This is a genomic window from Blautia wexlerae DSM 19850, from assembly GCF_025148125.1.
Taxonomy (GTDB): Bacteria; Bacillota; Clostridia; order Lachnospirales; family Lachnospiraceae; genus Blautia_A; species Blautia_A wexlerae.
Genome location: NZ_CP102267.1, coordinates 385001 through 402890 on the forward strand (window position 1 = coordinate 385001; position 17890 = coordinate 402890).

The 17890-nt window shown below is 38.1% G+C and carries 20 protein-coding genes, 7 tRNA genes, 1 rRNA gene and 2 pseudogenes (1 of these 30 only partly in view); 19 read left to right on the top strand and 11 right to left on the bottom strand.

From position 1 onward, the window contains the following. The 8 genes from NQ550_RS01720 to NQ550_RS01755 form a co-directional block, all read left to right on the top strand. A 23S ribosomal RNA gene (locus tag NQ550_RS01720) occupies positions 1-820 on the top strand (it extends 2064 nt beyond the left edge of the window). Between the two features lie 69 nt (positions 821-889). Continuing rightward, positions 890-962, top strand: a tRNA-Asn gene (locus tag NQ550_RS01725). Between the two features lie 4 nt (positions 963-966). After that, a tRNA-Glu gene (locus NQ550_RS01730) sits at positions 967-1038 on the top strand. A 48-nt stretch (positions 1039-1086) separates the two neighbouring features. After that, positions 1087-1159 (top strand) — tRNA-Thr (locus NQ550_RS01735). A gap of 4 nt (positions 1160-1163) precedes the next feature. Further along, a tRNA-Ile gene (locus tag NQ550_RS01740) sits at positions 1164-1237 on the top strand. A 15-nt stretch (positions 1238-1252) separates the two neighbouring features. Next, positions 1253-1326 (top strand) — tRNA-Asp (locus NQ550_RS01745). A 37-nt stretch (positions 1327-1363) separates the two neighbouring features. Continuing rightward, positions 1364-1436, top strand: a tRNA-Val gene (locus tag NQ550_RS01750). 3 nt (positions 1437-1439) lie between these two features. Next, positions 1440-1525 (top strand) — tRNA-Leu (locus NQ550_RS01755). Between the two features lie 136 nt (positions 1526-1661). On the opposite strand, the gene NQ550_RS01760 is transcribed toward NQ550_RS01755, so the two are convergent. From NQ550_RS01760 to NQ550_RS01785, 6 genes are all read right to left on the bottom strand, one after another. Beyond that, positions 1662-2072 (bottom strand): tyrosine-type recombinase/integrase, encoded by a 411-nt coding sequence (locus tag NQ550_RS01760; RefSeq protein ID WP_081703332.1) that lies wholly within the window; start codon positions 2070-2072, stop codon positions 1662-1664. A 185-nt stretch (positions 2073-2257) separates the two neighbouring features. Next, positions 2258-3037 (bottom strand): hypothetical protein, encoded by a 780-nt coding sequence (locus NQ550_RS01765; RefSeq protein WP_025580999.1) that lies wholly within the window; start codon positions 3035-3037, stop codon positions 2258-2260. Beyond that, positions 3034-3582 (bottom strand): RNA polymerase sigma factor, encoded by a 549-nt coding sequence (locus NQ550_RS01770; protein WP_025581000.1) that lies wholly within the window; start codon positions 3580-3582, stop codon positions 3034-3036. The genes NQ550_RS01765 and NQ550_RS01770 overlap by 4 nt, the downstream gene beginning before the upstream one ends. A 438-nt stretch (positions 3583-4020) precedes the next feature. Further along, entirely contained in the window at positions 4021-5379 is a 1359-nt protein-coding gene (locus NQ550_RS01775) for a M56 family metallopeptidase (protein ID WP_025581001.1), read from the bottom strand. 27 nt (positions 5380-5406) lie between these two features. Then, entirely contained in the window at positions 5407-5802 is a 396-nt protein-coding gene (locus NQ550_RS01780) for a BlaI/MecI/CopY family transcriptional regulator (RefSeq protein ID WP_025581002.1), read from the bottom strand. A gap of 42 nt (positions 5803-5844) precedes the next feature. Beyond that, on the bottom strand, positions 5845-6540 hold the full coding sequence (locus NQ550_RS01785; protein WP_044996893.1) for a hypothetical protein: 696 nt from the start codon (positions 6538-6540) through the stop codon (positions 5845-5847). Between the two features lie 195 nt (positions 6541-6735). Between NQ550_RS01785 and NQ550_RS01790 the strand changes: the two genes are divergently transcribed. From NQ550_RS01790 to NQ550_RS01820, 7 genes are all read left to right on the top strand, one after another. Further along, positions 6736-7356 carry a hypothetical protein gene (locus NQ550_RS01790; RefSeq protein ID WP_025581005.1) on the top strand — a complete coding sequence of 207 codons (621 nt, stop codon included), beginning with the start codon at positions 6736-6738 and terminating at the stop codon, positions 7354-7356. A gap of 282 nt (positions 7357-7638) precedes the next feature. Continuing rightward, positions 7639-8760, top strand: a complete 1122-nt coding sequence (locus tag NQ550_RS01795; RefSeq protein ID WP_025581006.1) for a plasmid recombination protein — start codon at positions 7639-7641, stop codon at positions 8758-8760. Continuing rightward, positions 8748-9275: a DUF5688 family protein gene (locus tag NQ550_RS01800; RefSeq protein WP_049947390.1), complete on the top strand. Its 528-nt coding sequence runs from the start codon at positions 8748-8750 to the stop codon at positions 9273-9275. The genes NQ550_RS01795 and NQ550_RS01800 overlap by 13 nt, the downstream gene beginning before the upstream one ends. A 77-nt stretch (positions 9276-9352) precedes the next feature. Further along, positions 9353-9526 (top strand): hypothetical protein, encoded by a 174-nt coding sequence (locus NQ550_RS01805; protein ID WP_172730358.1) that lies wholly within the window; start codon positions 9353-9355, stop codon positions 9524-9526. Between the two features lie 27 nt (positions 9527-9553). Further along, positions 9554-9967 carry a DUF6075 family protein gene (locus tag NQ550_RS01810; RefSeq protein WP_044996894.1) on the top strand — a complete coding sequence of 138 codons (414 nt, stop codon included), beginning with the start codon at positions 9554-9556 and terminating at the stop codon, positions 9965-9967. Between the two features lie 560 nt (positions 9968-10527). Continuing rightward, positions 10528-10779, top strand: coding sequence for a hypothetical protein (locus NQ550_RS01815; RefSeq protein WP_025581010.1), 252 nt, complete (start codon positions 10528-10530; stop codon positions 10777-10779). Beyond that, positions 10772-11179, top strand: a complete 408-nt coding sequence (locus NQ550_RS01820) for a PIN domain-containing protein (RefSeq protein ID WP_207665961.1) — start codon at positions 10772-10774, stop codon at positions 11177-11179. Before NQ550_RS01815 ends, NQ550_RS01820 begins: the two co-directional genes overlap by 8 nt. Before the next feature lie 327 nt (positions 11180-11506). On the opposite strand, the gene NQ550_RS01825 is transcribed toward NQ550_RS01820, so the two are convergent. Beyond that, positions 11507-12718 carry an IS110 family RNA-guided transposase gene (locus NQ550_RS01825; RefSeq protein ID WP_019160295.1) on the bottom strand — a complete coding sequence of 404 codons (1212 nt, stop codon included), beginning with the start codon at positions 12716-12718 and terminating at the stop codon, positions 11507-11509. Positions 12719-13079: 361 nt separating this feature from the next. Between NQ550_RS01825 and tnpA the strand changes: the two genes are divergently transcribed. Next, entirely contained in the window at positions 13080-13523 is a 444-nt protein-coding gene (gene tnpA / locus NQ550_RS01830) for an IS200/IS605 family transposase (protein ID WP_044956734.1), read from the top strand. A gap of 52 nt (positions 13524-13575) precedes the next feature. Continuing rightward, positions 13576-14904 carry a transposase gene (locus NQ550_RS01835; protein WP_259839074.1) on the top strand — a complete coding sequence of 443 codons (1329 nt, stop codon included), beginning with the start codon at positions 13576-13578 and terminating at the stop codon, positions 14902-14904. A 349-nt stretch (positions 14905-15253) separates the two neighbouring features. Here the strand turns inward: NQ550_RS01835 and NQ550_RS01840 are convergent, their stop codons facing one another. The 3 genes and pseudogenes from NQ550_RS01840 to NQ550_RS22355 all read right to left on the bottom strand — a co-directional run bounded on the left by NQ550_RS01840 (position 15254) and on the right by NQ550_RS22355 (position 16381). Then, the gene (locus tag NQ550_RS01840) at positions 15254-15466 is read right to left on the bottom strand and encodes a FeoA family protein (protein WP_022380784.1); all 213 of its coding nucleotides are present in this window, start codon (positions 15464-15466) and stop codon (positions 15254-15256) included. A 183-nt stretch (positions 15467-15649) separates the two neighbouring features. Then, on the bottom strand, positions 15650-15844 hold the full coding sequence (locus NQ550_RS01845) for a hypothetical protein (protein WP_025581347.1): 195 nt from the start codon (positions 15842-15844) through the stop codon (positions 15650-15652). Positions 15845-15946: 102 nt separating this feature from the next. Then, a pseudogene (locus NQ550_RS22355) lies at positions 15947-16381 on the bottom strand (DUF6783 domain-containing protein). Between NQ550_RS22355 and NQ550_RS22360 the strand changes: the two are divergent. Continuing rightward, a pseudogene (locus NQ550_RS22360) lies at positions 16340-16444 on the top strand (DUF6783 domain-containing protein); the annotation flags it as partial. The pseudogenes NQ550_RS22355 and NQ550_RS22360 overlap by 42 nt on opposite strands. Positions 16445-16511: 67 nt before the next feature. Next, on the top strand, positions 16512-16766 hold the full coding sequence (locus tag NQ550_RS01850; protein WP_156331192.1) for a DUF6809 family protein: 255 nt from the start codon (positions 16512-16514) through the stop codon (positions 16764-16766). A gap of 109 nt (positions 16767-16875) precedes the next feature. Here NQ550_RS01850 and NQ550_RS01855 read toward each other — a convergent pair whose 3' ends face one another. Further along, positions 16876-17613: a FadR/GntR family transcriptional regulator gene (locus tag NQ550_RS01855; RefSeq protein WP_008708053.1), complete on the bottom strand. Its 738-nt coding sequence runs from the start codon at positions 17611-17613 to the stop codon at positions 16876-16878. Positions 17614-17890: the final 277 nt, after the last annotated feature.

Genomic DNA, 17890 nt, shown 5'->3' on the forward strand with positions numbered 1-17890 from the left:
CTCCAGTCTGGTACTGGGACTCGGTATTGCATGTACAGGATAGGTGGGAGGCTAGGAGATGGTAACGCCAGTTGCCATGGAGCCGCTGTTGGGATACCACCCTTGCAGTATTGGGTTTCTAACCAGCCGCCGTGACCCGGCGGTGGGACAATGCCAGACGGGGAGTTTGACTGGGGCGGTCGCCTCCGAAAGGGTATCGGAGGCGCCCAAAGGTTCCCTCAGAATGGACGGAAACCATTCGAAGAGTGCAAAGGCAGAAGGGAGCTTGACTGCGACACCGACGGGTGGAGCAGGTACGAAAGTAGGGCTTAGTGATCCGGTGGTATTAAGTGGGAATGCCATCGCTCAACGGATAAAAGCTACCCTGGGGATAACAGGCTTATCACTCCCAAGAGTTCACATCGACGGAGTGGTTTGGCACCTCGATGTCGGCTCATCGCATCCTGGGGCTGTAGTAGGTCCCAAGGGTTGGGCTGTTCGCCCATTAAAGCGGTACGCGAGCTGGGTTCAGAACGTCGTGAGACAGTTCGGTCCCTATCCGGCGTGGGCGTAGGATATCTGAGAGGAGCTGTCCTTAGTACGAGAGGACCGGGATGGACGGGCCGCTGGTGCATCGGTTAGACTGCCAAGTCTACGGCCGAGTAGCCAAGCCCGGAAGGGATAAACGCTGAAGGCATCTAAGCGTGAAGCCCCCCTTAAGATGAGATATCCCATTCGAAAGAAGTAAACCCCCTTGAAGACGACGAGGTAGATAGGGCAGAGGTGGAAGTGTGGCAACACATGGAGCTGACTGTTACTAATCGGGTGAGGGCTTGACCAAGAATCGCAGGAAGAATGAATCTCAAGGAAATGTCAACATGTATGTAGTTTTGAAGGTGCAAACCTTTATTCCTCCTTAGCTCAGTCGGTAGAGCATGCGGCTGTTAACCGCAGTGTCGTTGGTTCGAGTCCAACAGGGGGAGTTTTGGCTCCATGGTCAAGCGGTTAAGACACCGCCCTTTCACGGCGGTAACAGGGGTTCAAATCCCCTTGGAGTCATTTAAATAATGGAAATGTGATTTTTGAGGCTTGATTCTGTTACAACATGCCGATGTGGCTCAATTGGCAGAGCAGCTGATTTGTAATCAGCAGGTTATCGGTTCGAGTCCGATCATCGGCTTTTTGGACCTTTAGCTCAGTTGGTTAGAGCAACCGGCTCATAACCGGTCGGTCCTGGGTTCGAGTCCCCGAAGGTCCATTTTTAAATTATTTTGGCCCAGTGGCTCAGTTGGTTAGAGCGTCGCCCTGTCACGGCGAAGGTCGAGAGTTCGAGTCTCTTCTGGGTCGTTAGCATTTGCTGACGAAGTAATTGCATAAGTAGTATGGAATCTTAGCTCAGCTGGGAGAGCATCTGCCTTACAAGCAGAGGGTCATAGGTTCGAGCCCTATAGGTTCCATATGCCGCAGTGGCGGAACTGGCAGACGCCCGGGACTTAAAATCCCGTGGGTAGTGATACCCGTACCGGTTCGATTCCGGTCTGCGGCATGATTATGAGATGCGAGAAATGTTGATTTTTCAATGTTTCTCGCATTTTTCGTTATTAAATATTTTGATTACACTTGATTACACTTTTATTTTCCCCTGCTCATTGTTTGTCGCAATTTGAGCAGGGGATTTTTTATTATGGATTAGCCGGATTGCTGTCTGAAAGATCTGTGTCCAAAGTATTAATCATAATTGTGCTTGATTTTGGATCAACAGACTGCTGCCGAATATAATGTAACGTAGTGCGCGTTTCAGAATGTCCTAGCATGGTAGATAACTGATTGAGTGGAACGCCAGCTTCGTAAAGCATAGTTGTAATCGTAAATCTGATCTGATGACTGGAACGATAAGGAATATTCAATGGTTTGCATACTTTATTTTTAAGATGTTCGTTAAAAGAATCAGCATAAATGGGCTGTCCATCTTTCATAAAAAGAAAATCACAATCAGGATTTAATTTCAATGTTTTAGTGATAATTTCCTGTGCCTGCGGAGTAAGAGGAATACTCCGAAATCGGCGGCCCTTTTGAAAATTTCTATTATTTATTTTTACCTAATTTATATATTATTCCTATTATTATAAATGATGCACCTATGTATATTCGTACCAGATCCGAAATAACATTCTCCGCTTTTTCATTTCCATTATATATATTTACAGCTATAAGAAAAATAATGGCTAATATACACCATAGTGCAAATATGCATCTACGAATCTTTTTTTTCTTCACTTCAATCTTCCTTCTTTCTTTCATGATTAATAATGCCTTGTTTTATTGTCAAATAATCAGAAGTTGAACTAATAATATATAAATTGTATTCACCATCCTCTTTGATAGTTAATGTGTAACTTCCGACTATATTTCTCATGCTCTCCCCTTCATACATAATTCCATCACGGATATAACCTATAACAAATGTCTGTTTTTGAACTGTTTCTGATTTATATTTTTCAAAAGAAAATGTTAAAGTATCGCCTTCTTTGCAATTCCATCCTTTGTAATTATTCACATAAAATACTGCCATGCTTCCATTAGTCATAATAATTTCAGGCGTCACTTCATTTTTTACTTCAAATTCAGAAATAGATGAAGGTAAAACAATATTTTCATTTGCAACACCTTTTATAATGTTACTGTTATCTATAGGGTTTTTATCTATTTGTTTTATACATCTTTCTCCACTATAAGTAACTTCCGGAACAGAATTATCATTTATTTCTTTTCCGATTAATGATCTATTTTCTCTTGTAACTATTTCAGTTCCAAACAACTGAGTGATCCATTGAACTATTTTTCCATGTGTAGTCGCATTAATAATACTGCCCGTTGTAAAAACAAATACAATAATCAGTATTGCAGCCACAATATGAGTCATCCATTTATTATTGAGACATTTGTCCCTATTTAACCGATAATTTCTACCTGTGTTTTTATGTTCCAAACATTGTGCTGCTTCCAAGATGTATTTATCATCTATCTCATTCATTGCATAAAAAATATTTGTCTTCATAAATATTTCCTTTCCGTTAATTGTTTTTTTAACTTTTTCCTTGTTCTAAATAAAATGGATTCCACTTTACTTATGCTCATATTAGTGCATTTTGCAATTTCTTTTACCGGCATGAAATACCAATATCTCAATATAAAAATCTGACGGTGAGATTTTGATAAAGATGTCATGAAAATATCAATTTGTTCTTTTAATTCATTCTCCCTCCAATCATCCATATACTCTTTTGCTAAATAATTACTTAGCTCCTCATACGGCACACACTTATCTATATCTCTTTTGGCAGCATGAATATATTCATATTTTTTTAATGCTTGATTCCTTGCAATCTTTAAAAGATAAGCTTTCAAATTATCCGGTATTATAGGCGGAATTGTCATCCAGGCTCCTAAATATGTATCATTTCTACATTCTTCAACATCTAAAGTATTCTTTATTAATTTACAGATTAAAAAAGTTACAATTTTTCCATACTTTTTATCTGTTTCTATCAATGCATTTTCAGATCTATAATTATATAGCTCAATGATTTTTCTGTCTTCCATTCATTTCCTCCTTTCACTATATAAGTACGGATTTCAGTTTGGATTCTTGCAAATACTTTAAAATTTTTTTTATTAAAGGAAAGGGGCTATCGGTTAATGAATATGTACCCTTCTAGGTAAACAAGTGAAATAATAAAAACTTGTCACTTAGGAGGGAGCAGTTCAATTAACCGACAGCCCCTTTAGTAAAATAGAATATGGGTGAATTTTCTGTCTGTCGATAGTACTCTGTATGTTTATAGGCAGAGTACTTGACCGTAAAAAAAGAATTACTTGTGCGGTTCAGTTCTCCTGTTTCGTCCTGTTGGGAAGCAATACTGCAGCTTGGGCTTTCCGCGGATATTACATAGTCCATGTCAGAAATATTCTATAATTAATGCTAAGAAAATTCGTCTATGTGTCCTTTGTGGAATGGAAAATCTATAGCTAATATATTGGTTAATGTGGACAAGGTGAATATGTTACGGTGCTGTCAAGTGAAAAATCTTTAGTGTAATTACACTTTGTACAAATTTTTCCTTTATATGTTTTTACAGTACACCCTCCATTTTTATTACGAGAATGATTTTTATGCTTACCGTTTACAAAGATATGAGAACAGCCAGCATAAGTTTGAATATCTCCTGGTTCAATAATTATAATATCCCCATTATCTGTAATAAAATAGTTCTCTGTATCTTTGAAATATATTTCGTCAGAAGGAATCATACTGCTTTCGTCTTCAAACGTAATACATTCTATTTCATTCCCATTATCAAAAACAGATACCTGAGCTCCTTCGGCAGGATCAAAAAAACCGGTCCATGGAACAGAACGTAAATCTGCAGTAGGAGGATTGTACGCAAACACTGGAATACAGGAAATACTTATCATAAAGATAATAATTGATACATTTAAAGCAATTTTAGGCTTAACAAAAATACCGATCCTTTTTACTCTTCTTTTAAGAAAAATCCGGTTGTTTTTTGAAAACATTAATGTAATTCTGGATTTCACTTCTGAACGTTCCTTTGCGGCGGTCATGATTAACAGATATCCATAACATCTTTGTTCTTCTCTGGAAAGATATTTCATTACATTTTCATCACAAGCAAGTTCCTGTACCTCTATTACCTCGCGAAAGAAAAAGTATACAAAAGGGTTATAGCAATGTAGCATCAGTACCAGAAAAGCCAGCTGCCGAAAAAGAAAATCGTGTGATTTTATGTGTTGCAACTCATGTCGAATGATTAAAGGTAAGTTATTTTTATCCGATAATGAGGTTAAAACAATAGATGGATGAAAAGTACCATATGTAAATGGAGAAGATGCTAAACTATTCTCATATACTGTAACTTTGTGCTGTAACTGCATTTCCTGTGATAACATTTCTACGATTTTTATGATTTCAGGATCTGACAACACATTTTGTGAAATTTTTCGGTGAAATCTGGAAAAATTGATTGCCTTATAAAAAATTATTATACTTAAGGAACAAATCCATAATCCTATAAATATTTTCTGTAAAGATCCCACGGAATTTAAATAAAATCCAGTAGATGTCTGAACGATTTTTCCGGTTAAAGAAATTACAACATTTCCATTTAAAGGCTTTGGAGTACTAAAATACCGATGATAAATAAAATACTTCAACAGTGGAAAAGGAACTAAATAAAGAAGCAGACAATATTTTAAACATCTATATCGAAACCTGGCTGAAATATAATTATCAAAAATGGTAGATAATGCCATATAAATAATAAAAGGAAAGGTTCCGGCGGCAGACATGGCAATTAATAATAAAATCAGGCTCTTCATAATCCACACCTCATTCTTGGCAGAGTATTAATCGCAAGTATTATTGTTAATAATATTTTTCAGTTCTTCAATATCTGACTCTGACAATTTTGTGTTGTACGTTAATGAAACCAGCAGATCTGAAATAGAACCATTGAAAGTATTATCTACAAAATCTGTAGCATATTTATGTGCTAATTCCTGTTCCGTAAGTTCAGGATAATAGGAACGTTTACACTTATAGCCCTTTCCTTTCGAATGAAGAATCCCTTTTTTCACAAGACGAGTTAAATAAGTGTGTAAAGTTGGTTGAGCCCAACCATAATGTAATTCCGTATTACAATATTTTTCCACTTCAGAAAAAGAAACAGGAGCATTGGTGTTCCAAAAATATTTCATTAGATTATATTCCATTTTCGATAAACCATAGTATGTATCACTCATAAGATTCCTCCAATCAATTAATATTTTATTTTCATTATATTTCTATGATATCCACCATGTTCCATCTGGGTGTTGCTGTAAGGAACCAATCGTTTCTGATAATACATTTCCCTTAAAATCTCTTACAATCATTTTTTCATAATATCTATATTCTTCGGTTGCACAATTGTTATCATCGTCCCAGCCTTCTTCTACCCAGGCAGAGAGATACACTTTTCCGTCTACTATCATACGTACACTCTCATTAGGAGTTGTGGGAAATCTAAAACTTTCTGGATAGTAGCTGACAAACTCATCATCTTCACTTGTAATGTAAATATCCTCTCCGATAATACGCAGATTATAAAGGTCTACATCCGCTATATTAAATTGTATAATCAACTCTGGAATTTTATCTGGAAGATATCTGAAGAGAGTAATTTTCCCACTATTATAATCTCCTTGTAAAAACCAAAAAGAATTCTTTAAATAAACAGGTGGGCCATATAATACATTCCTCTGTTTTTGAAATGGTTCATAAATTTTACCATTATTGTAATCATAAAAAGAAATAATTGAACCTTGATACCCACCTTTTTTTGACCATTCAATCATATCATAAAAGTCTGTTGTATCACTCATTGAATATCCGATACGAGATTGACCTGAAATTTCTTCGATATATTTTCCTGACACAACTTCAAAACGATTAAGTTTTATAACAATCACCTTCTTATAGCTAAATTTCGATTTACCCATTTATAGTATAGTATATAAATGTACATGAAATGTCAATAAATATATTACATGAATGTAGAATGATTTTATTGACATCATTGTAGAATAATGATATTCTATAACCAAACAGAAACAAGTATAAAAGTAGTACTATCAGTTTTTTTGCAGCGAAAGGAATATTTTAACAAACTGTCAAATTTAGAAAGAGGTGGTTTTATGTTGAGACAACATAAAAAAATTACAGCAGTTGTAGGGTTGACTATAAGTGCCTTGATGATTTCATCTGCATGCTATGCTCAGGATGATCCGAATGATGGATATGTTATTCAATATGACTTTGAAACTCAGGAAACTACTTATTATGGTTACGACAAAGAAAATCATGAATTTTACGAAGTAGATGATTATGTTGAACCTAATCGTACAGCCAGTGATGGAACTGCTGATATTGCTGATGCTCCAGATGAGATGGAGGGAGTAAATCCGGGAAATATTTATGTGGATAATCAGTCAATAAAAGAAGACGTTGATAATCCATATACAATTCTTCTTTTCAGTGGAAGTATGCCAACTGTATACAAATATAACAAAGAACAACCAGACGATCCATGGACTGTTGTAAGTCAGGAAAAAGTAAACTTGTTAGAAGGTAAGGTAAATAAAGTATCAAAATCCTACTTGATTTTTACAGATCAAAATAATGATGATATTAAAGTAAAAATCAAGAAGGATGAGCAGTGGCATCCAGGTGATGAAATTAAAGTGTTCGGCTTAACGAAAACGAAAGATGGAAAGGTTAAGCTTGCAAAGCAGTATGGATATTATAAGGTTGAATAATATATTAGGAAAAGAACACACATTAATAGAGTAAAATATATGAAAAAGGTCTTGGAACTTTTACAGTTTCAGGGCTTTTTTCTTTTGGGTAAATTCTTGGCATATTGTTAAGCGTGAAAAGTAGTGGACTTTTTGGATTGTAACTGCCGGATTTGAGCGACTAATGGCTTGCCATTAGTCGTATTGGGTTACTACTTTTGACAGAGAAAACATTGAATTGGGAGACCGAACTCTGGAGAGAGGATACGGTCGGGAGGAAGCAGGGAAGGAGAGAGTGACTATATGCCTAAGACTGTGAGTGTGCATAATGGCAGCGCAGCAAATCGAGAGCATAACCGGCGTAATCCCAGAACAACCGGTCAGATGCCACATATACAGCAGGATCTTGTTCATCATAATGAGACATGGATAGATATTCCTGTCCGAGAAGCCTATAAGCAGATTTTCCAGACTGCAGTCGATGATTACAATCGTCGTCAGTCAAGACCAGAGAGGAAGATTAGAGATTATTACAATCAGATTAGGAAATCAGCTAAGAAACATACCGCCTATGAGCTGATTATCCAGATTGGAGATAAGAATGACACTGGCTTGTCGGCAGACAATGAGATTGCCTGTCTCCGAGAATATTATAATAATTGGCAGCAGCGTAATCCTAATCTTTTTCTGTGTGGGGCATATCTGCATCGGGATGAGTCTACAGTCCACCTGCATATGGACTATATCCCAGTGGCACATGGATATACCAGAGGGATGTGTATCCAAAACGGACTGGTACGGGCGTTGGGCGAACAGGGATTCTTCAAAGAAGGCAGACAGACTGCTCAAATTTTATGGGAGAAGCGCGAACGACAAGAACTGGAACGTATTGCCCGGGATCATGGCATTGATATCTATCATCCGGATGGTGAGAAGAGACATCACCTGGATACGGAGATATACAAGCTTACGCAGGAAATTTCGCGTCAGCATATAGAATTAGACCAAAATGCGAATGACCTTAAGACAGGAAAACAGGCCCTTGATGATGTCCAAAATGCATTATCTGCAGATAGACAGGAATATACCATGCTCCGGCAGCAGCTTAGTAATGCCAGAAGAGCGATAGATGTTTATGAAAAGTTGAAACAGGAGTATGGGAGTCTACAGGATTCTTACAGAGAACTGCAAAATCAACATAATCAACTTATACAGGCAACTACTATAATCAAGGGTACGAGTAGAGAAGAGGTACCTCATCGTCGTTCTATTGTGAGTGGTAATTATAGTGTTCCGGAAGATGAGTACAAGCTGTTGTTGTCTGACCATCAGATTGCTGATACATACCGTAGAGAATTGGCAAAATACCAGCAGCAGATAGAGAGGCTGGCAGATATAAGAGAGTGGGGGATATGGCTCTTGTAATCTACATCTTGCTATATGCAGATCAGAATAATTATAATACGTGTCTCTGTCAAAAAGAGATAGTAGAGAACTGGGATGTATCGGAAGAGGAACTGTGGGAAGTTGCAATGCGAAATACGATGATGGATGCATTGCCGCGGATATATTACAGACCAGATGATACTGTAAATCCACCATACACTAAAGGAGCATTTATGGCAGCAGGAACCGAAGAAAATTTCAGAATAGGTAAAGATGATAATCCGATGGTTACAACGGTTCGTGGGATAAATGGAGCAATTGCGATGTTTTATCCGGGCGTACAAGAAGAGTTGGCGGAACTTACCGGCGGAGATTATTATGTGGTATTTCCAAGCGTTGATGGTGCAATGATACATTCGGTAGACGGTATTCAACCAAGGGATTTGTTATGGCGATTAAAGTGTACCAGAAGTATGATGACAGAGGGGCTCTTGAGCAAATATGTATATAAATATAATTCTGAAAAAAAGCAGTTAGAGCAAATGTATCTGTAGAAAATGTATTGTAGATTGAAAGAAAGCTGTATCTTTGATGATGCAGCTTTTTAAAAAGAAAGTTGAGAAATGTGGAAATGATTAAAATCAGATTAATGGGGGAAAGAGAAGAGATAAAGATCATAATTGAAAACATTAGTCATATTAATGATGTTAGAATTTTGTCCCTGTCAGATTTCTATGCCAATAGAGGAGGGGCAAGTGATTATGGAAGAATCTATATGGAAGTGGAGAAAAAAGATGCTGTGTAATGTTATATGGAAAGGAAGGGTATAGGAATGAAAGGCAAAATGTTAAAAGAAGTACAATTTGTGGATGACGAACATGAAAAATTTTTCTTGGATAATATTGTAAGATGCAGATATGAGGAGGTGTATCATCATGCCCTGATATATTGTCTGGGAATTAGCGAGACTACGCGAAGGAATATAGACAGTATTTATGATTTTGCAACAGGATGCATTAAAACAGAATGTCTTTGTGAAGACTGGCAGACGAGCGGGAGTATTAGAATTGTAAGATTAGCATTTTGCCTATATTGTGATGGAACACTGAGTGTAAATGATATGGAGGATGTGGATTCTAAGTTGGCAGAATGTAGAGAATACACAGTAGGACAGATTTTCTGCTGCGAATATGCTAAATATTTTTTGGAAGCGATTAAATTAAGATATCCGGAATATTGCTTATGATTATTTGGTCGTGGATAAAATGTGAGTATTGTCACAAAGAGGTATAAAAGAGTTGCTTTTTTCGCTGAATTGAATATACTTATAAGCAGGAATAGAAATGTTCTCGATGTAAGAGCATCGTTAAAAGTTGGGTTGCAGATGGAGCAGGGTAACTTTCCATTTCATTAGATGTTTTATCTGGACATCGAGCCTGGCAGCTTGGATAAAGCTGTAGTCCACGTGGGGGACTTAATGATTTCCACGTTGTTATGGGTATCTTAACTGGATGCCGAGGCTGACAACCAGCAGAAAACTCTTTATAAATGGATTTTCAGAGGAGTGTGGGTAGAAACCATGCTCCTTTTTATTAATTATGAAAGATGAAAGAGTAAAAAATATTAGAAATATTATTTAGTTCAAGATTAGCTTAATATAGTCTAAATAAATAGAGAGATAATATGATATATACGCACCGCATAGTTTTCTTTATACAAATTTTATAGAATATTTTTTGTGAGAATGCTATACTGTAAGTAGTAATAGGAAAGAAATATAATATGTAATGAAAGGGGTAATATATAATGGAAGTTGTTCGTAAAATTGTAGATGCAAAAAAATTGATGTCTGTGATTCCATTGCCAGAGACTATGCGTAACAGGCGAGTGGAAGTCATTGTATTACCTGCTGAGGAACAGAAAGTTTCTGAGAATTTAAAGAAGAGTGGCAATATAGAATCTTTAGTGGATTCATTAGTAGGAGTTATTCGGGACACGGGTATGACACTGGAGGATTATCGCGCTGAAAGGCTGGGAAAGTATGAGAATCTTGATTGATACAAATGTAATATTGGATGTGTTGTTGAAACGATCTCCATTTTACGAAACAGCGATAGAAGTTTTAAAGTTATCGGCAAGAGATGATATTCAGGAATTTGTTTCAGCTTCAGCAATTACAGATATTTACTACATTGCATATAAGAATTTAAGAGATAAGGCAGCAGTAAGAGAGCTTCTGAAAAAACTGCTTTTGATTGTGTCCGTGGCAGGTGTTTCGGAGGAAGAAATCCAAAAAGCACTGGAATTGGAATGGAACGATTTTGAGGATTCTGTACAGTATTCAGTAGCAGCACTAAATGAGATGGATGGAATAATTACTCGAAATGTAAAGGATTATTCATCAGCAGAAATGCAGGTATGGGAACCGGCTCAGTTTCTTGAAAAAACAAAGTGCTGATTTGCTTACACTTTTGATTACACTCAAAAGAAGGTGTGCTGAACCCTCCTGTTTTTCTAGGTTTGCAGACCTGAATTCCGGTTCGATTCCGGTCTGCGGTATGATTGTAAATAAGAGAAACGTTGATTTTGTAGCGTTTCTCTTATTTTTTTGCTTACAGGTTTTGAACACACTTGAATAACTGCGCGTCGCATTCTCGTTACTTCAGCCTGCAAATAAAAAGTCAATACTAAAATTGAAGAAAGTTAAAAAACTTTACAGGTTAAAAATTAGGCATTAAAATAAGGCCACCACAACCAGTGCTGGTCTGAAAGTAAAAGTTTTGAATTAGCTTGGATCAGGAAGAACAGAAAGATATTCTTTCACTCGTCCATAGTATATTCTGAGAAATTTATTAGCACCTGCAGTCATATAAACATAGTAAGGCTTACCCTGGGTGCGTTTTCTGTCCATGAATTGATATACAGGATCATCCTGAGGCATGGTTTTGATAAGAACATCCATTACTTGAAAAAGAGTCTTTCTTAAATTTGAAGATCCACGTTTGGATGTTGGGACGCTTTTTTGTGCATAGGAACCAGATTCGTTTACCCCAGGATCAACTCCGGCGAATGCAGTAAGGGCTCCTTTATGCGTGAATCTGGTTACATCACCGATCTCAGCCATAAGCTGTGGACCGAGAGATGGACCGATCCCTTTAAACTGCATGACAATTGAGTATTCAGGAAGCTTTGAGGCAGTCTCGTTCATGAGAGTGCGTATTGTTTCGACAGTAACGGAAGTACTGTTGAGCTGATCGATAGCTTGTCTGATGATATGTTTGGTTATTTCATTCTTAGGAAATACTGGAACAAGTTCCTTTGTTTTGGTGTAAATTTCTTCCGCTTTTGATTTATTGAAGGCATATTTTTTGCGCTTGCACCAGTTCTGATAATGTTCAACAAAAGCGTTTAGAGACATTTTACGAATGCAATCTACATGCCAGTATGTAGAGACAAAATCAACCCATTTCTGGGAACCATCACTGCGGGTGGGACTATTGAAATAAGTATTTGCATTTGGATAGGTCTGGTCAATGAGGCCAATAAGATTATTTTTCATAGCCGTTTTTTGTTTCACATAGAAATGGAACTGACGATTCATGACCTTTAGCTGAGCGCGTAATTCATCTGTAATACTATACGGTTCAAGACTTTGCCATTTGTCAAGAGCGTAGCGGGCAATCTTGACAGAATCAGCTTTGTCGGACTTGATTTTGCGAAGAGAATCGTTATTAAAATCTTTGACCAACTTGGGATTAACAGCACTGACAAAGAGATCTGCTGCTGAAAGCTGGTGAGCAAGTGCTTCGTAGTAGCGGCCGGTATGTTCCATTACAACCCGGGATTCACCTTCGATAGAATGAATAAGTTTAATAAGTGAATGGATATCACTGGATGTGTGCTTAATCTCAAAAGGAGAGGATACAATCTCCCCAAATGGTCTCAGAATTGTAACCATACTTTTACCTTTTGAAACATCGATACCTACTGCGTTCATAAATTTATCACTCCTTAAAAAATATTACAATGGATAAATACCAGTTTTACTCATTACCTGTTCAAACTACTGTGTGTGACACGAATGCACCTAATGTGATCCAACCTGCATAAAACGAACACTGTGAATGAGGAGCCGGTTATCAGTCTAAAGTACGGACGCGAGGTCCAAGTGATGAAGTCGATATACCATTGCATCCTACATTCTAACAGTTTAAGTAATGAGATGGATAAATCCTTACTGGAAGTAAGGGGATTACCCATAAATATATTGTAGTAGTGATGAGTTAGACGCGCAATTTTTATAAAAAATATACAGAACAAATGTTTACTTAAAGAAATGCATATGGTATAATACAGACATGGAAAAAGATATATTTAATATAAATAAAAATCAGCTTTCATATGGTAGAGGATATGTATATTCTCTGCAGTATCATCTGGTCTGGTGTACGAAATACAGGAAGAAAGTATTAAAAGACGGAATCGACCTGGAATGCAAAAAGATGCTGCAGGATCTGGCAGAAGAGTATCGGTTTCAGATACTGGCAATGGAAGTCATGCCGGATCATATCCACATGCTTGTGGATTGCCGGCCGCAGTTTTATATTTCAGATATGATCAAGATCATGAAAGGGAATCTTGCACGTCAGATGTTCCTTTTACATCCGGAGCTGAAAAAAGAACTGTGGGGAGGACATTTGTGGAACCCGTCTTATTGTGCCGTTACAGTCAGTGACCGGAGCCGTGAGCAGGTATCTGCCTATATCGAAGGCCAGAAGGAAAAAGAAAAGAGAAAGCCCTGAATACAGGGATCATTCCGGAAACGTTTGTTTTTTGCGGGAAAGGTGGAAGAAGATGCGGACAGTATCCAGCTATGGTGTGGAGATACGAAAACAGAATATCCCGGCCCGTCAGACAATGGAGATCTATCGTCAGGCAGTCGGTTACCTGACAGAGATCTACGCACAGGTCTGGGAAGAACTGAGGAAGATTCCGGAGACAAAAAAGCGTTTTAATACCGCAGAGCATATGGGGCACATGACGAAGAAAAACACAGCCCGGTTTGATTTTGACCTTCGTTTTCCGAAGATGCCGTCTTACCTCCGCAGGTCCGCGATCCAGCATGCGCTTGGAAGTGTATCTTCGTATGAGACCCGGCTGGGGCAGTGGAAAGAGACCGGAGTGCTGTCCGGAAGGCCGAAACTTACCTGCAGGAACCATGCCATGCCGGTCTTTTACCGGGATGTGATGTACCGCGAAGGAGCAGAAGGAAAAGATGAAGCATATCTGAAACTGTACGACGGGCATGACTGGAAATGGTTCCGTGTATATTTAAAACGTACCGATATGGAATATCTTCGCAGGAACTGGAAAGGAAAGAAGACATCGGCCCCTGCGTTGGAAAAGAGACACCGCCGGTATTTTCTTCGTTTTTCCTGTACAGAAGAAGTAACACTGATGAAAACACCGGTAAAAGAACAGATCATCTGCAGTGTGGATCTGGGGATCAATACTGATGCGGTCTGTACCATCATGCGCTCAGACGGAACTGTCCTGGGAAGAAGATTCATAGATCATCCCAGTGAAAAAGACCGGATGTACCGCACACTGGGACGGATCCGCAGATTCCAGAGGGAACATGGCTCTGCGCAGACACAGGGAAGATGGGCATATACGAAACGTCTGAACACAGAACTGGGTAAAAAGACTGCAGGTGCGATTGTAAGATATGCGGAAGAAAACCATGCAGATGTGATCGTGTTCGAATATCTGGAGATGCAGGGGAAGATATCGGGAAAGAAAAAACAGAAACTGCACCTGTGGAGAAAGCGGGATATCCAAAGACGCTGTGAACATCAGGCACACAGGAAAGAGATGCGGATATCCCGGATCTGTGCATGGAATACCAGCAGACTGGCTTATGATGGTTCCGGGGCGGTAACACGTGACCGGGAAAATCACAGCCTCTGTACTTTTCAGACAGGAAAACGATATAATTGTGACCTGTCAGCATCCTATAATATAGGAGCCAGATATTTTATAAGGGAACTTTTAAAACCCCTTCCGGCAACGGAAAGGTCTTTGCTGGAGGCAAAAGTCCCTCCTGTAAAGCGTAGAACTTCATGTGTCTATGCAGATCTGAGGAAACTCCATTCAGAAATGGAACTCTTAAAAGCAGCATAGATACAGGCAGATATACAGCGGACTACCTGTAATGTGGAAAACTGCCGTATCCGGCATGGAAAAAGCGCATAATTGTGCAGACCTAAGTTACAGGCGTATCCGCCGATATTCAGTCTGACGCCTAAAGCGTCTGGAAGCATGTGACTTTAGTCATGTGAGGTTCACCACAATGTTTACAGTTGTATACCTTATCTGCGTCTCTTTCTTCTTATAATTCAGAGAACAATTATTAAGACGGAGAACTGATGCCTGATAGAACAGAGATAAGAATAAGCCGGATAAATGCTGAATGTTACAGCATTTATCCGGCCTTTGTCTTGTAAATTTCGCCACATTTAAATATAAAGCACTATACCTGTATTCTGTCTGCAACTTCATTTCCAAGAACAATCTTTCGGTTTGCAGAAGAAATTATAAGAGAATCGTGGAATTTGCGGAGAACACGAATTGTGCTGCCTTCATGAATATCCATATCGTGCATGGATTTCATAACTTCCGGCAGTCCGAACATCCATTTAATGGTGTAAGTGTATCCCTGAGTAGAATCTGATAATGAATGCATAAAAAAACCTCCCTGTATAAAGTAATATGGTAAATAATGTCAGATAATTTATTGCTGTTATTGAAGTAATTGTATATCTATGAGTATTAGTTCGTCAATTATAACATTATTTCATACAATACTTAAATAATCATTCATTTATTCAGATATTTTCAGGGACTTTTTTCCGCATATACATATAATTTATTCGATAAATTTCAGATTATCAAGAGCATAGCGGAGTGCCATGCACATTAATTCATTTCTTGAGCGTCCGCTTTTGGCAGACAAGTCATCATATTGTTCTTGCAGTTCACGTTCAAGGCGAATGGTCATGGTGATTGATCTGTCTTCTTTTTTATCTGTACATTTTGGCCGGACAATAAAGTCGTTTGGCATGATTATCCCTCCTGTATAAACATTTATTAGTGAATGGTTATCATAATTGATATTGCTTATTCTATAGCAATCCTCTGAAATAATGCATCTTAATCCAGCCCATCAGAGTGTGAAATCCTGCGTCAGATATCTTTGCCGTGCGTTAGCACGCCTGCAGATATCTTCCTTGTCTTTCGCACTCTGCTGAACTGTCTTAAATGCATTATTTACGAGGATTGCTATAATTTTGATCTCCGTAATCACTGTTATGATATAAAGTATAGTTACACAGGATTGACATTGATATAACACAAATTTATAATACATATTAGTATTACTTTTTTCCGCTTTGAATATAGAAAGGTTATCGTGCGAGACTGTTGTAAGAATTAATTTGATGCGATAGTATGAGTGAGTTATGAATATGTGGGGAATACTTGTAACATTAGAGTGTGTCTGAAAAATCATTCCCGCAATCTGCACGCCCCACTTTGCGGGATATTTCACCCGAATTCAGTTGCCGTAGCCCGCTACGGCGCCCTCATCCGGGCAAAATATCCCACAAATTGTGACGCACATCTTGCAGAAAGCCTTTTTCAGACACGCTCTAGAATGCAGTAAATAAATATTTTCAGAGAGACTGGGTAAATATATGGAAAATGTGATTCGGAAATTGTATGGTATGTATATGGATAATGACAATAGAGAAAAAAATGAAATGTCAGTAATGCATGATGATTTATGTAAAGAGAAAAAAGAGAAGGCATACCAGTGCTATCAGAAATTGAGAGTTCAACTGACAGATGAGCTTGCTGAAGAACTGGATGAACTGATGAATAAACATATGGAAATATATCCACAGGAGCTGGAAGAAAGTTTTGCCATGGGATTTAAAACAGGGGCAAGGCTGATGTGCGAGATTTTCAGTGAAGAAACAGAATGATTGTAAAGCAGATATGGCAATTCTCCAGATAAAGTATGATTTTAGAGGATTGCCATAGGTTTGATAAGTGGGTCTGACATATAATTTTTGATAACATGATCAGGATAATTTATGGTTGTTGAACGTTATCAGAAATTGTGAGGTTGTCAGACGTAATTTCATTCAGGAGATATTCTATAGTATGCATATGTTCGTTCATAACTTTTTCTGCAAGAGGTGCATCATTATTGGTTATTGCCTGAACAAGCCGAGTGTGCTGGGAATCAATCTCCGGTGCATCGTTATTTTTCTGCATAAGATAGGAACGTATTCCAACGATCATATTTTCAGTAATCTGTGCAGAGGCATTTAATACACTCAGTATTAATGGATTGGCAGAAATCTGAGCAATTTTCAGATGCAGATCACGATCCAGATCACCGCGGATTTTTTCATCCTGAGTGCTGTCCAGTCTGGCAATGATAAGCTGGAGTTCAGCAGCATCCAGCGGTGTACAGTTTTGGGCGGCGAGAAAAGCAGCTTTGCTTTCCAGTGCGCCTCGAAGCTGCAATGCATCCTGAATTTTGCTGTTGTACATTTGAAATATGATAGACAGAGGTTCAGTAAGACAGCTGTGAAGATCAGTTGCAATATAATTGGCACCGCCATGTACGCTGACAGTAATCCCGAGCAGGGAAAGAGCCTTCAGGACTTCTCGTAATGCTGGTCTGGAGATTCCGAATTCTTCTGCCAGAATACGTTCAGCAGGAAGTGCATCGCCGGGTTGTAATTCTCCGTTTTGGATATTTTCGATAATTTGTTTCAGAACATCGTTGAATGTACTGGTTTTATCTATTTTTCTAAACATTTATTTTCCTCTTTCCTGGTACATCGTTTCGTAAATAACTATACCAATCGCGTAAGATGCGGATTCGAGTGTGCAGCTCTATATCAGATAACTGTTCCGCAGAGATTTCTTTGATTATTAAATAGTTACATACATCTAATATTATAACGGATTGAAAGGGAGATGCAACTGATTCCTGCAAAATTTCTAAAAGTGTAAAATTTTTGTGTTGCTGAGAACGGAGTGAACAGTAACAAATTTTTGCAGTTTTTTTATAAATTTTATAATTATATTAGAA

Excerpts from the sequence above, each read along its gene's own strand:
- NQ550_RS01845 (WP_025581347.1), bottom strand. The coding sequence starts at position 15,844 with ATGCCAAACGACTTTATTGTCCGGCCAAAATGTACAGATAAAAAAGAA.
- NQ550_RS01855 (WP_008708053.1), bottom strand. The coding sequence starts at position 17,613 with ATGTTTAGAAAAATAGATAAAACCAGTACATTCAACGATGTTCTGAAA.
- NQ550_RS01800 (WP_049947390.1), top strand. The coding sequence starts at position 8,748 with ATGGCTCTTGTAATCTACATCTTGCTATATGCAGATCAGAATAATTAT.
- NQ550_RS01765 (WP_025580999.1), bottom strand. The coding sequence starts at position 3,037 with ATGAAGACAAATATTTTTTATGCAATGAATGAGATAGATGATAAATAC.
- NQ550_RS01825 (WP_019160295.1), bottom strand. The coding sequence starts at position 12,718 with ATGAACGCAGTAGGTATCGATGTTTCAAAAGGTAAAAGTATGGTTACA.
- NQ550_RS01815 (WP_025581010.1), top strand. The coding sequence starts at position 10,528 with ATGGAAGTTGTTCGTAAAATTGTAGATGCAAAAAAATTGATGTCTGTG.
- tnpA (WP_044956734.1), top strand. The coding sequence starts at position 13,080 with ATGGAAAAAGATATATTTAATATAAATAAAAATCAGCTTTCATATGGT.
- NQ550_RS01805 (WP_172730358.1), top strand. The coding sequence starts at position 9,353 with ATGATTAAAATCAGATTAATGGGGGAAAGAGAAGAGATAAAGATCATA.
- NQ550_RS01775 (WP_025581001.1), bottom strand. The coding sequence starts at position 5,379 with ATGAAGAGCCTGATTTTATTATTAATTGCCATGTCTGCCGCCGGAACC.
- NQ550_RS01780 (WP_025581002.1), bottom strand. The coding sequence starts at position 5,802 with ATGAGTGATACATACTATGGTTTATCGAAAATGGAATATAATCTAATG.
- NQ550_RS01795 (WP_025581006.1), top strand. The coding sequence starts at position 7,639 with ATGCCTAAGACTGTGAGTGTGCATAATGGCAGCGCAGCAAATCGAGAG.
- NQ550_RS01835 (WP_259839074.1), top strand. The coding sequence starts at position 13,576 with ATGCGGACAGTATCCAGCTATGGTGTGGAGATACGAAAACAGAATATC.
- NQ550_RS01785 (WP_044996893.1), bottom strand. The coding sequence starts at position 6,540 with ATGGGTAAATCGAAATTTAGCTATAAGAAGGTGATTGTTATAAAACTT.
- NQ550_RS01810 (WP_044996894.1), top strand. The coding sequence starts at position 9,554 with ATGAAAGGCAAAATGTTAAAAGAAGTACAATTTGTGGATGACGAACAT.
- NQ550_RS01770 (WP_025581000.1), bottom strand. The coding sequence starts at position 3,582 with ATGGAAGACAGAAAAATCATTGAGCTATATAATTATAGATCTGAAAAT.
- NQ550_RS01840 (WP_022380784.1), bottom strand. The coding sequence starts at position 15,466 with ATGCATTCATTATCAGATTCTACTCAGGGATACACTTACACCATTAAA.
- NQ550_RS01850 (WP_156331192.1), top strand. The coding sequence starts at position 16,512 with ATGGATAATGACAATAGAGAAAAAAATGAAATGTCAGTAATGCATGAT.
- NQ550_RS01790 (WP_025581005.1), top strand. The coding sequence starts at position 6,736 with ATGTTGAGACAACATAAAAAAATTACAGCAGTTGTAGGGTTGACTATA.